This is a genomic window from Roseovarius salis (genome assembly GCF_044472985.1).
Lineage (GTDB): Bacteria > Pseudomonadota > Alphaproteobacteria > Rhodobacterales > Rhodobacteraceae > Roseovarius > Roseovarius salis.
On record NZ_JBISDG010000009.1, the window covers coordinates 1 to 14291 of the forward strand.

General features: G+C 67.2%; 11 protein-coding genes. 8 read left to right on the plus strand and 3 right to left on the minus strand.

The window, feature by feature from the left end; genetic code table 11:
• The 5 genes from ACH13J_RS04955 to ACH13J_RS04975 all read left to right on the plus strand — a co-directional run.
• A partial coding sequence (locus ACH13J_RS04955) for a lyase family protein (RefSeq protein WP_397542202.1) occupies positions 1–487 on the plus strand: 487 nt, incomplete at its 5' end.
• A 261-nt stretch (positions 488–748) separates the two neighbouring features.
• Positions 749–1852 carry a porin gene (locus ACH13J_RS04960; protein WP_397542203.1) on the plus strand — a complete coding sequence of 368 codons (1104 nt, stop codon included), beginning with the start codon at positions 749–751 and terminating at the stop codon, positions 1850–1852.
• Positions 1853–1951: 99 nt separating this feature from the next.
• Positions 1952–2782, plus strand: a complete 831-nt coding sequence (locus tag ACH13J_RS04965) for a sulfotransferase domain-containing protein (RefSeq protein WP_397542204.1) — start codon at positions 1952–1954, stop codon at positions 2780–2782.
• A gap of 2 nt (positions 2783–2784) precedes the next feature.
• A complete protein-coding gene (locus tag ACH13J_RS04970; RefSeq protein ID WP_397542205.1) occupies positions 2785–3618 on the plus strand; it encodes a sulfotransferase domain-containing protein in 834 nt (277 codons plus the stop codon).
• Positions 3611–4477: a sulfotransferase domain-containing protein gene (locus tag ACH13J_RS04975; RefSeq protein ID WP_397542206.1), complete on the plus strand. Its 867-nt coding sequence runs from the start codon at positions 3611–3613 to the stop codon at positions 4475–4477. The genes ACH13J_RS04970 and ACH13J_RS04975 overlap by 8 nt, the downstream gene beginning before the upstream one ends.
• A gap of 18 nt (positions 4478–4495) precedes the next feature.
• Here the strand turns inward: ACH13J_RS04975 and ACH13J_RS04980 are convergent, their stop codons facing one another.
• Both ACH13J_RS04980 and ACH13J_RS04985 read right to left on the minus strand, forming a co-directional pair.
• Positions 4496–8284 (minus strand): efflux RND transporter permease subunit, encoded by a 3789-nt coding sequence (locus ACH13J_RS04980; RefSeq protein ID WP_397542207.1) that lies wholly within the window; start codon positions 8282–8284, stop codon positions 4496–4498.
• A complete protein-coding gene (locus tag ACH13J_RS04985; protein ID WP_397542208.1) occupies positions 8281–9612 on the minus strand; it encodes an efflux RND transporter periplasmic adaptor subunit in 1332 nt (443 codons plus the stop codon). Before ACH13J_RS04985 ends, ACH13J_RS04980 begins: the two co-directional genes overlap by 4 nt.
• A gap of 221 nt (positions 9613–9833) precedes the next feature.
• Here ACH13J_RS04985 and ACH13J_RS04990 point away from each other — a divergent pair, with 221 nt between their 5' ends.
• The 3 genes from ACH13J_RS04990 (at position 9834) to der (ending at position 13392) form a co-directional block, all read left to right on the plus strand.
• Entirely contained in the window at positions 9834–10484 is a 651-nt protein-coding gene (locus tag ACH13J_RS04990) for a hypothetical protein (protein ID WP_397542209.1), read from the plus strand.
• Between the two features lie 67 nt (positions 10485–10551).
• Positions 10552–11877: a PQQ-like beta-propeller repeat protein gene (locus tag ACH13J_RS04995; protein WP_397542210.1), complete on the plus strand. Its 1326-nt coding sequence runs from the start codon at positions 10552–10554 to the stop codon at positions 11875–11877.
• 51 nt (positions 11878–11928) lie between these two features.
• The gene (gene der, locus ACH13J_RS05000) at positions 11929–13392 is read left to right on the plus strand and encodes a ribosome biogenesis GTPase Der (RefSeq protein ID WP_397542211.1); all 1464 of its coding nucleotides are present in this window, start codon (positions 11929–11931) and stop codon (positions 13390–13392) included.
• Here the strand turns inward: der and ACH13J_RS05005 are convergent.
• Complete coding sequence (locus ACH13J_RS05005) at positions 13389–14102, minus strand: hypothetical protein (RefSeq protein ID WP_397542212.1); 714 nt, start codon at positions 14100–14102, stop codon at positions 13389–13391. The two genes, der and ACH13J_RS05005, sit on opposite strands and share 4 nt — an antisense overlap.
• Between the last annotated feature and the right edge of the window lie 189 nt (positions 14103–14291).

Consider the following 14291-nt stretch of genomic DNA (forward strand, 5'->3'; position numbering starts at 1 on the left):
GGTCGGCACGCGCGGCAGTTTCGGCGCGGACGGCGACGCCATCGCGCGGGCGATGGCCCACGATCTAGGGCTGGGCGTGGCGGGGGCGGCATGGCACACCGACCGCGCGCCGCTGGCCGAGCTGGGCGGCTGGCTGTCGATGGTCTCGGGCAGCCTTGGCAAGATGGGTCACGATATCGCGCTGATGGCGCAGCAGGGGGTGGGCGCGGCACGCCTGCGGTCTGGGGGCAGCTCCTCGGCGATGGCGCACAAGGTCAACCCCGTCCGGGCGGAGCTGCTGGTCACGCTGGCGCGGTTCAACGCCGTGCAGTTGCCGGGGCTGCACCTCGCCCTCGATCACGAGCAGGAACGCTCGGGCATGTCGTGGACGCTGGAATGGCTGATCCTGCCCCGCATGTGCGAGTCGACGGGCGCGGGGCTGACGCTCGCCGCCGCGCTGGCGGAGGAGATCGAGGCCCTTGGCGACTCGGCCGGTCCCGGCGGCTGATGCAGCGTCGCCGACTCGCCGCCGGCCGGGGGGGCGCGACCGTAAACCGCCGGAAAACCGGTGGTTTCAGGGCCATTTCCGGCTTTTGTCACCGGGGATCACGGCGCGGTGTGTTCATTACGTCACAACTCGGGCAACAACGGTTGGGCGGGGGGGCGCCGCGTTGACACTCCGGCCTCATTTGGAGCATTCCATCCTCAAGCCGCGTCCAACATCTGGTGCGGTGGAAATGGAAATCCTGCTTGACTAGGAGGGACAACCTTGAAAAAGCAACTTCTCTGCACCAGCGCGATCGCTCTCGGCGTCGCAGCTGCGCCCGCAGCAGCCCAGGAGTGGAACCTGGACTGGGGCGGCTTCATGAGCCAGCACGTCGGCTTCGGCGACATCTCCGGCACCGCTATCCCGGCCGGCGTTGACCCCGAGGGCGACGGCGTCGATATCCACTCGACCTCGGAAATCATCTTCTCGCCGAGCGTCACGCTCGACAACGGGATGACCTTCGGCATCAACGTCCAGCTCGAAGGCGAGCAGACCGCCGCCGACATCGACGAAACCTACATGTCGATCAGCTCCGACACGTTCGGCCGCGTTGACATCGGTTCGGAAAACTCGGCCGGTTACAAGTCGATGGTTGGCGCCCCCGGCGTGACCTCGATGTACATCAACTCGCCGTCGACCTCGACCTTCATCCCCTGGACCGGCACCGGCACCGCGATCGGCTTCCGCCAGGCGGCCCTGTCGAGCTACACCGAAGTCGCGGGCAACAACGACGTTCAGCGCATCAGCTACTACACGCCGGACTTCAACGGCCTGACCGTTGGTGTGTCCTACGCGCCGACCGGCGCCGTGAACGCCGCCAACAGCTTCAGCGTCAACAAGAACGCCGTGCTGTCGGACATCTTCGACATCGGCATGAACTACTCCAACTCCTTCGGCGCCACCGACATCACGCTGTCGGCACGCTGGGGCACGGGTGACACGCCGGTTGCCGGTTTCTCCGATCCGGAAACCTGGGGCCTGGGCTTCCAGGTGGGCTTCAACAACATCACCGTTGGCGGCAGCTACACCGAGAACGACAACGGCGCGCCCGCGGGTACCGCCGACCAGGAAGGCTGGAGCTTCGGCGCCACCTACGATGCCGCCGGTCCGTGGTCCTTCGAAGCCCTGACCTACCAGGGTGAGGTTGATCTCGGCGGTGCAGCATCGCTCGACCGCGAAGCCTATCGTATCGGCGCAAGCCGGACGCTTGGCCCGGGCGTTGACTGGGACATCTACCTTCTGCAGGAAGAGCGTGACTTCAACGTCACTGCAGGCACCGATGCCGAAGGTACCGTTCTGGGCACCGCGATCAACCTGAGCTTCTAAGTTCGGGCACAGATCCAGAGAGGCGGGGGGTGACATTTCCCCCCGCCTTTTCTATTGGATGGCCGGACCACCACGCATGGAGCACGGGACGCCCATCCAATGAAGAAAAGCATCGTCTGGCTCTCCTCCTACCCCAAGTCGGGCAATACCTGGGTGCGGATGTTCCTTGCGAACTATCTGGAGAACGGCGATGCGCCGCTACCCATCAACCGCATCAACAAGTATGGCTTCGCCGATCACGTGGCGGACCACTACCGCAAGGCCGCCGGGCCGGCGGCGGATCTTTCCGATCCCCGGCAGGTTGTCGCGCTGCGGCCGCGGGTGTTGAACGCCCTCAACACCAACGGGGCGACGATCAATTTCGTCAAGACCCACAACGCGATCACGCAGGCCTTCGGCGTGCCGCTGATTCCGCCCGAGCTGACGCAGGCGGCCATCTACATCGTCCGCAACCCGCTGGACGTGGCATTGTCCTACGCGCGGCACTTTTCCGTGACGCACGAAGAGGCGGTCGACCGTATGTCCAGCAGCTCCAACGTCACGACCCCGAATGATCGCTACGTGGCGCATTACCTCGGGTCATGGTCCGATCACGTGCAGAGCTGGCGGATGGTCAACGGGTTCGCGGTGCATGTCGTCCGCTACGAGGATTTGCTGGAAACCCCCGAAAGGAGTTTCGGCGGCATCCTCAGGGCGGCAGGGCTGCCGGTGGATCCGCCGCGCGTGGAAAAAGCGGTGCGGTTTTCCACCTTCGACGAGGCGGCGCGGCAGGAAGAGGCGACAGGTTTCGTTGAAAAGACGGACAGGGCAGAGCGTTTCTTTTCGGTCGGCGGCAGCGGCCAGTGGAAAACGGACCTCGCCCCGGAGCTGGCCCGTCGCCTGCGCAAGGCGCACAGGCGTGACATGAAGAAACTCGGCTACCTGGAGTGAGCATGAAGAAAAGCATCGTCTGGCTCGCCTCTTACCCGAAATCCGGCAACACGTGGACGCGGATATTCCTTGCCAACTACCTGATGAACCGCGACGCGCCGGTGCCCATCAACGAGGTGCACAGGTTCGGCATGGGCGACTCGATCGCGCGGACATACCGCATGGTCGCGGGCCGTCCGATCGACGTGAGCGACATAAACCTCACCCTGTCCCTGCGCGACAAGGTGTTGCGCGGCATCGTCGCCAACAACGCGGACGTGAATTTCGTCAAGACCCACAACATCAGGGCGCAGGCATACGGCGTGACGCTCATACCCGACGCCTATTCGCGCTCGGCCGTCTACATCCTGCGCAACCCGCTGGACATGCTGCTGTCCTACGCGCGGCACTACGGGATGAGCCATGCCGATACGGCCACGGCGATCTCGCGCAGCGACAACTCCAACGCGGCGGAGGAAAACACCGTCACCCAGTTCCTTGGAAGCTGGTCGGAACATGTCGAGAGCTGGACGCAGAAGCGCAGCTTTCCCACGCTGGTGCTGCGCTACGAGGACCTGCTGGAAAAACCCGAGCGCAACTTCGCCCTGCTTCTGAACCATATCGGCATGCCCGTGGACGAGCAGCGCCTTGCCAAGGCGATCCGGTTTTCCAGCTTCGACGAGGTTGCCAAGCAGGAAGAGAGCGCCGGCTTCGTCGAGGGCTCGCCCAATGCCGAGCGGTTTTTTTCCAAGGGCCGCAGCGGCTACTGGCAGGACGAGCTGGACCCCGAGATCGCCGAGCGCGTCAAGCACGACCACCGCAAGGTGATGAAGAAATACGGGTATCTCGATGAGTGACCTGCGCCGCATCATCTGGCTCGCCTCCTACCCGAAATCCGGCAACACGTGGATGCGCAGCCTTCTGGCGCATTATTTCATGCCGCCGGGGCAGGCGCCCGATATCAACAACCTGCGCCGCTTCACCACTGCCGACGTGCGGCAGGATTTCTTCGACGCGGCCAATGGCGGGCCGTTCGCGGGGCGGGGGCTGGAGGACTGGCTGCGCGTGCGGCCACAGGCGCTGCGCCTGATTGCCGGGTCCAAGCGGGGAACGCATTTCGTCAAGACGCATTGCCAGGCGGTGCGCTTCATGGGGGTGGACCTGATCCCGCCCGAGGTGACGGCGGGGGCGGTGTATATCCTGCGCAACCCGTTCGACCTGGCCCCGTCCTTCGCCCGGCACCAGAGCGCCGACATCGACACCGCGATCGGGCGCATGATGAACCCCGACACCATCATGGGCACCGAAACCGGCATCTACGACGCCATGGGCCGGTGGGACGATCACCTGCGCGCATGGACCGAGGCGCCGGGACTGCCGCGCCATGTGGTGCGCTACGAGGATCTGCTCGACAAGCCGGCCAAGGCGATGCGCGGCCTGCTGGATTTCCTGAGCGTGAAGCCCGACAGCGCAAAGCTTGCCAAGGCCATCAACGCGACCACCTTCGAGGCGATGAAGAAACAGGAAGAGACGCATGGCTTCCTTGAGCGGCCGGCCGGGATGCAGGCGTTCTTTGCCCGCGGGCAGGCGGGCGTCTGGCGCGAGGATCTGACACCGGCACAAGTGGCCCGCATCCGCGAGGCGTTCATGCCCGCGCTGGAAAAGTGGTATCCCGAGATGCTGGAGGAAACGGCGGCCTTTGCCGGGGCGGGCTGACCCGCGCGCCTGCCGCCGTCACTCTGCCGCGCGCAGCGGCTTGCCCCCCGAACGGTGGCGCAGCACGCGCTCCAGGTCGTCGAGGCTTGGCGCCGTGCCGCCGGACTCGTCGATATAGCCGTCGTCGCCGCGTTCCTCCTCCCACAGGATTTCCGGCGCCTTCAGCCGTTTGGCCTCCACGTTCAGTGCCCAGTCCCGCGCCGCGCGGCTCCCCCGCCCGAGCGACAGCCGCGCCAGGGCCCGTGCCGTCCAGCGCAGGTAGGTGACCGCCCATGCCTGCAGCGCCAGCATCGCCGGGGTGAAGATCAGCGTCAGCACCGTGGCGATCCCGAGGCCGAAGACAACGGCGGTGGCCAGCTGTTTCCACCAAAGGGCCGTGGGGCTGTTGACGCTGTACCCGCCGTCGATGAAATCGAGGCTCACCCCGAACATCATGGGTGCAAGGCCGGCCATGGTGGTGACGGTGGTCAGCAGGACGGGCCGTATGCGCGCCTCGGCGGTGCGGGTGATCGCCTCGATCCGGGGCATGTAGCGGCTGTATTCCTGATAGGTGTCGATCAGCACGATGTTGTTGTTCACAACGATGCCCGCCAGCGCCACGATGCCGGTGCCGGTCATGATGATCGAGAAGGGCTGGTTCATCACCAGCATCCCGATCAGCACGCCTGTCGTCGACAAAACCACCGCCAGCAGAACGAGCGCCGCGTTGTAGAAGCTGTTGAACTGGGCCAGCAGGATGATGAACATCAGCCCGAGGGCCCCGGCAAATGCCTTTTGCAGGAACTGGCCCGATTCCTGCTGGTCCTCCTGGTCGCCGGTCCATTCATACTCGATGCCCGCGGGCACCACCCCGCTCTCCAGCCAATCGGTGAGCACGCCGATCCGTTCATTGGCGGTGATCGGCACCTCGGCCGTGGTCCCGTCCTCGCCCGTGACGGTCTTGGTCAGTCCCTCGACGACGCCGGCCTTCACGTCGAAGAAGCGCGTCTGGTTGATACGGTCGATCTGGGCCAGCTTCTCGACCGGGGTGCGGGTGGTGAAGTTCGACAGCGGCACCAGCCCGTCCTCGGTGCGCACCTTGAGCGTATCGAGCGTGGATAGAACGCGGTCCTCTTCGGGCAGGCGCACGCGGATCTCGATTTCATCGTCCGAGCTTGGCACGCGCATGGTGTCCAGCAGGATGCCGCGCGTCACCAGCTGCACCATCGCGCCGACGGTGGCCACGTCGGCGCCGTAGCGGCCGGCCTTCTCGACATCCACGTTCACCTGCCAGTCGATGCCCGGCAGGGGCAGGGTATCCTCGATCAGCTTCAGCCCGCGCGTCTGTTCGAACCTTTCGCGCGCCGTCTGGGTAAACGACAGCAGCGCCGGCCAGTCGTCGCTCTTGATTCGCAGGTGAACCGGCTTGGCCGAGGACGGGCCGCGCTCCAGCGCGAGGATCTCGAACTTGATGCCCGGAATCTCGCGCAAACGCGCGGTCAGTTCGTTGATCGTGCGGTCCCCGTCATAGGCAGGATCCATCACCTCGCGCGTTACCGGGATGTCGACAATGGGCAGGGTGAACCACGTTTCGATCACCCTCGGGCGGTCCTCCCATTTCAGCATCTCGAACTGGACCTGCCCGATCGTGTCGCGCGGCGGCTGCGCGCCGCCGGTGTTGTTGTTCAGCCCGCCGTCCCCGGCAAAGGCAAACGCGCTGCGGACATTGGGGTGCTCCAGCACGATGTCCTCGGCGCGCTCCACGATCTCGTCCTTCTGGTCGATCGACAGGTTGCCGCGCGCGCGCACGTAGACGATGGCGTTCTCGGGCTCCGACTCGACGAAGAACTCGGTGCCATTGTTGTTGTTCATGTAGAACATGAACACCGACCCCACGAAGACGAAGACCGCGCCGAATGCCAGCAGCGGCGCGACGGGGTTGCCGGCGATGAGGTGGATGACCGCGCCGAACGCAGACCGGCGATAGCCCGCCGAAACCTGTGCCGGCCGCCGGGGCAGGGCAAGGTTGCGCAGCGCGCGCATGCCGTACTTGACCCGCCGTACCAGCGCCATCAGACCCAGCAGCACCGCGACGACACCGGCGATGGCCGCGCCCGCCAGCGCGACCACCCCCAGCAGGAGCACGAAGACGGTGGCCAGCGTCGGCACTACCGATCCCAGGATATCGCCGCCGTCCATGGCCGCGAACCGCGCGGCGACCGTTTCCAGCAGCACCGGGGCGGCCGCCCCCGCGGCCGAGACCGCGCCGAACGCCAGCGGGAACAGCGCCAGATGCCACAGCCAGAATCCGCGTGCGATCTGGCGGATGCGGGTGTTCAGCCACCGCTCGGCCCGCCCTGTCACGCCACCCATCACCGGCAGGTAGACCAGCGCCACCAGTAGCGACGCCGACAGCACGAAGATCAGCGTAACCGGCAGCATCCCCATGAACTGCCCCGGCACGCCGGGCCAGAACAGCATGGGCAGGAAGGCACACAGCGTCGTCGCGGTGGAACTGACCACCGGCCAGAACATCCGCTTGGCCGCGGCGACATAGGCGTGCATCGGGCCTTCGCCCTCGGAGATGCGCTTGTCGGCGTATTCCACCACCACGATGGCACCGTCCACCAGCATCCCCACGGCGAGGATCAGCCCGAACATCACGATGTTGGACACCGCCACGCCCATCACCGCCAGCAACGCGAAGCACAGAAGGAAAGAGGTGGGGATGGCGAAGCCCACCAGCAACGCCGGCCGGATACCAAGCGCGGCCAGCGTGACGATCATGACCAGCGCGATCGCCGTCAGGACCGAGCTTTCCAGCTGCTTGACCATGGATTCCACGTTGCGCGACTGGTCGTTGGACGTGCCGACCGCGACCGCGGTGCGCAATTCCTCCGGCCATGTCTGCTCGGCCTCGTCCACGGTCCGCCGCACGAGGTCCGCCGTCTCGATGATGTTGAAGCCCTTGCGCTTGACCACCTGCAGCGCGACGGTTTTCTCGCCGTTGAACTCGGCGGTGCCCTGCCGGTCCTCGAAGGTGAGGTTGATCGTGGCCAGGTCGCCAAGCGTCACCACCCGGTCGCCGTTGGTCTTGATCGGCAGGTCGTAGATATCCCGCGTTTCGTCGAAGGAGGACGGGATCTTGACCGAGAACGCGCCCTCGGCCGTTTCCACCTCGCCCGCCGGGATGAGCTGGTTGTTGTTCTGCACCACGTTGACGAGCTCGGCGGCGGTGATGTTGTACGACTCCAGCCGCAGCGGGTCGATCACCACCTCCACCATCTCGTCGCGGTTGCCTGCGATACCGGCTTCGAGGATGGGTTCCAGCCCCTCGAGCCGGTCCTGCAGATCCTTGGCGCGCCGCGCCATCGTGCGCTCGGGGACATCGCCGGTCAGGTTCACGATGATGATCGGGAACTCGCTGAAATTGATCTCCTCGATCTTGTATTTCTCGGCGCCCTCGGGGAATTCGGCCTCGGCCGCGTTCATCGCGTCGCGGACATCGGCCATGATCTTGGTCTTGTCCCAGCCGAACTCGAATTCCAGCGCCACGCCGGCGTAGTTCTCGGCGGCGGTGCCGGTCATCTTGTCCAGCCCGTCGAGGTCCGACAGCTCCGTCTCCATCGGCTTGACGAGCAGCTTCTCGCTGTCCTCGGCGGAAATGCCGGGAAACTGGACCGACACGAAGAGCGCCGGGATCTCGATATCCGGCTCGCCCTCCTTGGGCAGGCCGACATAGGACAGCGCCCCGGCAAGGATGGACAGCACGATGAACGCGATCACCATCCGTGCCCGGCGCGAGGCCCAGTCGACGATCCCCGTCATTGGCCGAGCTCCCGGTAGGTCGGCTCGACGCGCACGCCCTCGGCAACGTATTCCTGCCCGATGATGATGACGTCGGACGTCTCCGGCAGGCCGGTCAGCCACACGCCCGTGGGCGTGTCACGCACCAAGGTGACCGCCCGGAATGCCACCCGGCCGTCCGTGTCCACAGTGCGCACGCCCAGCTTGCCCTCGTCGTTGAGGGTCAGCGCCGATTGCGGCAACAGGTGCGCCTGGGTGCCATCGGCCGATACCGATATCTCGACCGTCTGCCCGTCGCGCAGCGCCAGATCCGGGTTGGGCACCTCTATTTCCACGCGGAAGGTTCGCGTGGCCGGATCCGCCGCGCGCGAGATGAAGACGACCTCGCCCTGCACCTCCTCGCCCGAGGCCAGCCTCGCATCGGCCCGGGCGCCGGTCTCGATCCGCGAGACCTGCGTCTCGGGCACGAACCCGACCAGCATCATAGGGTCCAGCCGGATCACCGTGGCACACAGGCTGCCGGGCTGCAGCAGGCTGCCCAGCTCGGCACTGTCGCTTTCCAGCAGCCCGCCGAACGGCGCGGTGATGGTCAGTCGCTCGATCTCTCGGCTGGCGGCGGCCACCGCGGCCTGTGCGCTCTCCACCCCGGCCTTGGCCGATTCGATCCCGGCGGTGACGGATTCGCGGTTGGACTCCGCGGCCTTGAGCGCCGCGCGTGCCGTCTGGATGGCTGCCTCGGCCCCGCGCACGGCCGCCTCCGTTGCCGCGACGCGGGTCTGAGAGGCGAAGCCGTCCTCGCTCAGCCGCTTGGCGGCGTTGGCGTTGATCTTTGCCTCGTTGAGGCGTGATTTCGCCTCCTCCAGTTGTGCCCGGGCCTGCGCGACCCGCGCCTCGGCCTCGGGAACCCGCGCACGCGCCTCGGGCACGCGGGCCCGGGCCTCGTTCAGGCGTGCGCGCGCCTCGGCCAGCGCGGATTGCCGCGTGCCCGGGTCGAGCTCGCACAGCACGTCGCCCGCCTCGACGAAGCTGCCCTTGCGCAGCGGGTCCGATACGATCTGGCCCGATGTCTCGGCGCGCAGGTCCACCTGCCGGTCCGCCTCGGTCCGGCCGCGCAGGATCACCGCCTCGTCGATGCGCCGTGCGACGGATTTCACCGCGACGACGCTGATCGGTGCGTCATCGGGACGGGCTGCGCCAGAATTCCGCGCGTCCTGCGCATCCGCGCCGTCAAGCTGCGCCTGCTGTGCCGTCGGCCCGGGCAGAAGCGCGCGAATCCGCTCACGCTCGAACACGAACGCGTATATGCCCGCGACCACCACGATTGCAGCCAGGATGGGAAACAGTCGCATCGTCCAACTTTCTGCGCAAACTCTGTCGTTGCAGGGTCACATGGGGTGGTGGATGACCATTACAACGGGCGTATACTCTGAACTGACCAGTTTAGATTAGTCTTTTTCTCCCAGGGGCTCAAGGCGGGTCCGACTGGGCCCTTGATGCAACACCCGTGCGCCTCTTGGCAGCGCGTGGCCGAGCCTGTAAGAGGGGGCGAACGGCCAAGGGGACGAGCGGCGTGAGCGAAACCGACAGTTTCATCGAGGAAGTGAGCGAGGAGGTCCGGCGCGACCGCCTGTACCGTTACGTGCGCCGCTATGGCTGGATCGCGGTGCTTGCCGTGGTATTGCTTGTCGCGGCGGCCGGGTGGAACGAGTGGCGCAAGGCGCAGGACCGGGCAGAGGCGCAGGCCTTCGGTGACGCGATCCTCGCCGCGCTCGAGGCGCCGGACCGCGCCGCCCGTGCCGAAGCGCTGGCGGGGGTGGAGCCCCCCACCGATGGCGGGCGCGCTGTGCTGACACTTCTCACGGCCGCAGAGCAAGGGGGCGTCGACCCCCAGGGCGCCGCGCAGCGCCTTTTGTCGCTTGCCGACAGCCCAGACGTGCCGCAGGTCTACCGCCAGCTGGCGACCCTCAAGGCGGTGACGATCCCGGATGGCGGCCTCGACATCCGCGAACGCCGGCAACGGATGGAAAGCCTGACGCGCACCGGCGGTCTTTTGCGGCTTCTTGCCGAGGAACAGCTGGCCCTGATCGAGATCGAGACGGGCGAGACGCAGGCGGCGCTGGATCGCCTGCAGCGCATCGTCGAGGATGCCGAGGCGACGGCGGGGCTGCGTCAGCGCGCGCGGCAGGTGATCGTCGCGCTCGGCGAAGAGCCGGCCGCGTGACCGGCCGGGCATGCAACCTCCGGCCGGGCCTTCCCGGCGGGACACGCACCGTAGTTTGGGGGCGAAAGTGTTGAAACAGTTTGCGATGTCACTCGGTCTGGCGGGCGCTGTCCTGCTGGCGGCCTGCGACAAGAACGAGCGGGTGCTGACCGGCGAGCGCGAGAGCATACGCGCCGCGACCGCGGCCAGCGCCACGGAAATATCGCGCACCGCCCCGGCAGAGGCGCCGCCGCTGTCGCTGCCGGCGGCGCGGGCCAATACCCAGTGGCCCCAGAGCATCGCCACCCCGACGACACGCACGGCGCATCCCGCGCTGGGCCGGTCGCTGAGCCTGGCCTGGTCGGTCGACATCGGCGCGGGCGATGGCAAGCGCAACCGCATCACCGCCGACCCCGTGGTGGCCGGCGGTCGCATCTTCACGCTGGACTCCGAGGCCCGCGTTTCGGCGGTGTCCTCTCAGGGCAGGGTGATCTGGACGCGCGACCTCGTGCCGCCGGGCGAATCCGGCAGCGACGCCAGCGGCGGCGGGCTGGCCTACGGCGATGGCAAGCTGTTCGTATCCTCCGGTTTCGGCGTGCTGACCGCGCTCGATGCAGCGACCGGAGAGGAACTCTGGCAGCAGGACCTGCGCACCACCAGCACCGGCAGCCCCACCGTCTATGGCGATCTTGTCTACCTCGTGTCGGGAGACGAGGTCGGCTGGGCGGTCGACGTGGAGACCGGCCGTATCAAGTGGCAGCTCACGGGCACGCCGAACAAGAACAACGTGCTTGGTGCGCCGGCCCCGGCCCTGTCGTCCAAGTACGCGGTTTTCGCCTTCGGCTCGGGCGAGGTGCAGACGGCCTTTCGCAAGGGCGGGCTCCGCCGCTGGGGCGCGCAGGTGGCCGGCCGGCGCACGGGCTTTTCCACCGCTCGGGTGCTCGACATCACGTCGGACCCGGTGATCGATGGGCGCAGGATCTATGTCGGCACCCATGCCGGCCGTACTGTGGCGCTGGAACTCGATAGCGGCGACCGTCTCTGGACGGCGGCGGACGGGCCGCTCAACCCGGTCTGGCCGGCGGGCGACTCGATCTTTCTCGTGTCCGACCGCAACGAGCTGCTGCGTCTGTCGGCGCGTGACGGTCAGCGCCTGTGGGCGCACAAGCTGCCCTTCTTCACCAAGGACAAGCCCCGCAAACAGAACGAGATATACGCCCATCACGGCCCCGTCATCGCCGGCGGGCGCCTGATCGTGGCGTCCAATGACGGGCGGCTGCGGTTTTTCGACCCGCAGGATGGCAGGCCGCTGGGCAGCACGTCACTGCCGGGCGGGGCCACGACGAACCCCGTGGTCGCCGGCAATACGCTCTACGTGATCTCCACGGCGGGACAATTGCTCGCTTTCCGTTGACCGCGGATTGCTGTAACACGGCGGCTTGATCCGTTCCGGAGCGACAGTACCATGAGTTTCACCCTCGCCATCGTGGGCCGGCCCAACGTGGGCAAGTCCACGCTGTTCAACCGCCTTGTGGGCAAGCGGCTGGCGCTGGTCGATGATCAGCCCGGCGTCACGCGCGACCTGCGCGAGGGCGAGGGGAGGCTGGGCGATTTGCGGTTCACCGTCATCGATACGGCGGGGCTGGAAGAGGCCAGCGACGAGTCTCTTCAGGGCCGCATGCGCAAACTGACCGAGCGCGCCGTCGACATGGCCGATATCTGCCTGTTCCTTGTCGATGCGCGCAGCGGCGTCACGCCAACCGACGAGCTTTTTGCCGACATCCTGCGCAAGCGGGCCGACCACGTGATCCTTGCCGCCAACAAGGCCGAGGGCGCCGCGGCCGATGCCGGGGTCTACGAGTCCTACGGGCTCGGGCTGGGAGAGCCGGTGCGGCTCTCGGCCGAGCATGGCGAGGGGCTGTCGGAACTTCATGCACAGCTCCTGCCGCTGGCCGACACCTTTGCCGCGGGCGAGGCGGACGAGACGCCGGAGACGGATGTCGCGATAGACGAAACCGCCGAGGAGGCCGACGGCCAGCGCCGCCCGACGCCGGACCGGCCGATGCAGGTAGCCGTCGTCGGCCGGCCGAACGCCGGCAAGTCCACCCTCATCAACCGCATCCTTGGCGAGGACCGGCTGCTCACGGGGCCCGAGGCCGGGATCACCCGCGATGCCATTTCGCTAACGCTGGATTGGGACGGCCTGCCTGTGCGCCTGTTCGACACGGCGGGAATGCGCCGCAAGTCGCGCGTGCAGGACAAGGTGGAAAAGCTGTCCGTCGCCGACGGGTTGCGCGCGGTCCGCTTCGCCGAGGTTGTGGTCGTTCTGCTGGACGCGGGCATCCCGTTCGAGAGCCAGGACCTGCGCATCGCCGATCTCGCGGAGCGCGAGGGGCGTGCCGTCGTGGTGGCGGTCAACAAGTGGGATATCGAGCAGCACAAGCAGCATAAACTGCGCGACCTGCGCGAGTCGTTCGAGCGTCTCCTGCCGCAGCTCAAGGGCGCGCCGCTGGTCACCGTCTCGGCCAAAACGGGGCAGGGGCTCGATCGCTTGCGCAAGGCGGTGGAGACCGCGCACGAGGTCTGGAACAGGCGCATCAGCACCGCCCGGCTCAACCGCTGGCTGGAAGGCATGGTCGCGGCGCACCCGCCGCCCGCGCCCGGCGGGCGGCGCATCCGGCTGCGCTACATGACACAGGCCAAGACGCGGCCGCCGGGCTTCGTCGTGATGTGCTCACATCCCCAGAAGCTGCCCGAGAGTTACACGCGCTACCTCGTCAACGGGCTGCGCGAGGATTTCGACATGCCGGGCACACCGATCCGTCTGCACATGCGCTCGCAATCCGACCGCAACCCCTACAAGGACCGCAAGAAGCCGGGGCCGTCCAAGTTGCGCAAGCACCTGTCGGACAAACCGCGCGGGCGCTAGGCGCCGCTCCGGCGCCACGCCCGCGCCACCAGCGCCCCCAGCAGGGCGACCCCGGCAATGCAGAGCGCCAGCACGGGCATGTTCAACGGGTCGAGGTTGTCCACGATCACACCGACGAGCGCCCATGCGAGCGCCAGCGCATATTCCGGCGCGTCGGGCCGGGCTGCCACCACGCAGGCCCCGATCACCAGCGCCACGCCGATCATCACGATCGCGGCGGATTGCCCGGTCATCACGCCATGCCCGGCCAGCACCAGCCCCAGCGCCACGCAGGACGCCGCGGTCAGCCACCCGGCATAGAGAGCCACGGGCGTGCGCAGCCACGCCCGGTCGGCGCGGCCACAGGCCATGAGCGCCCACAGCGCCGTGCCAAGCATCGCCCAGATCATCACGGTCGCCTGCACGGGGGAAAGCTGGGCCACTGGAATCCACGCCGCGCCGAAGACAAGGCTTGCGATCAGCGGCCAGCGCATCGCGTCCCAGCCGGGCGCCTCGGCGCGCTTCAACAGCCCGTAGACCGCCCCGGCCAGCAGCCACAGGTAGATCACCCCCCATATGCCGAACGCATACCCGGCCGGCTGCACCGGCGGGTCGACCTGCGGCACGGGGAACTGGTCGGGCCGGAACCCGTTGAACCCCGCGGTTGTCAACGGCGAAAGCGCAAAGGCAAGGGCCGCGGTCAGGGTGAGGATGGCCTTCATGCGTTCCATGACTCTCCAATTGGCGGCGCGGGCCGCCATGTCAATGGCAGGCGCGCCGTCACGGTGGGGGCGGCATTCCGCGGATGACAAAAATTTCGCGCGGCCCGGCCCTTGCAATTCGCGGTCGGTCCGTCACATCTTTGAAGGGGCGCCGAAATTTTCATCTCGCGGCGCGACCGTGACACCTGCTTGGCTTTG

What these genes read in the sequence shown, in the direction of transcription:
- ACH13J_RS04985 (WP_397542208.1), bottom strand. Translation starts at nt 9,612, where the DNA reads ATGCGACTGTTTCCCATCCTGGCTGCAATCGTGGTGGTCGCGGGCATA.
- ACH13J_RS04970 (WP_397542205.1), top strand. Translation starts at nt 2,785, where the DNA reads ATGAAGAAAAGCATCGTCTGGCTCGCCTCTTACCCGAAATCCGGCAAC.
- ACH13J_RS04980 (WP_397542207.1), bottom strand. Translation starts at nt 8,284, where the DNA reads ATGACGGGGATCGTCGACTGGGCCTCGCGCCGGGCACGGATGGTGATC.
- ACH13J_RS05005 (WP_397542212.1), bottom strand. Translation starts at nt 14,102, where the DNA reads ATGGAACGCATGAAGGCCATCCTCACCCTGACCGCGGCCCTTGCCTTT.
- der (WP_397542211.1), top strand. Translation starts at nt 11,929, where the DNA reads ATGAGTTTCACCCTCGCCATCGTGGGCCGGCCCAACGTGGGCAAGTCC.
- ACH13J_RS04965 (WP_397542204.1), top strand. Translation starts at nt 1,952, where the DNA reads ATGAAGAAAAGCATCGTCTGGCTCTCCTCCTACCCCAAGTCGGGCAAT.
- ACH13J_RS04975 (WP_397542206.1), top strand. Translation starts at nt 3,611, where the DNA reads ATGAGTGACCTGCGCCGCATCATCTGGCTCGCCTCCTACCCGAAATCC.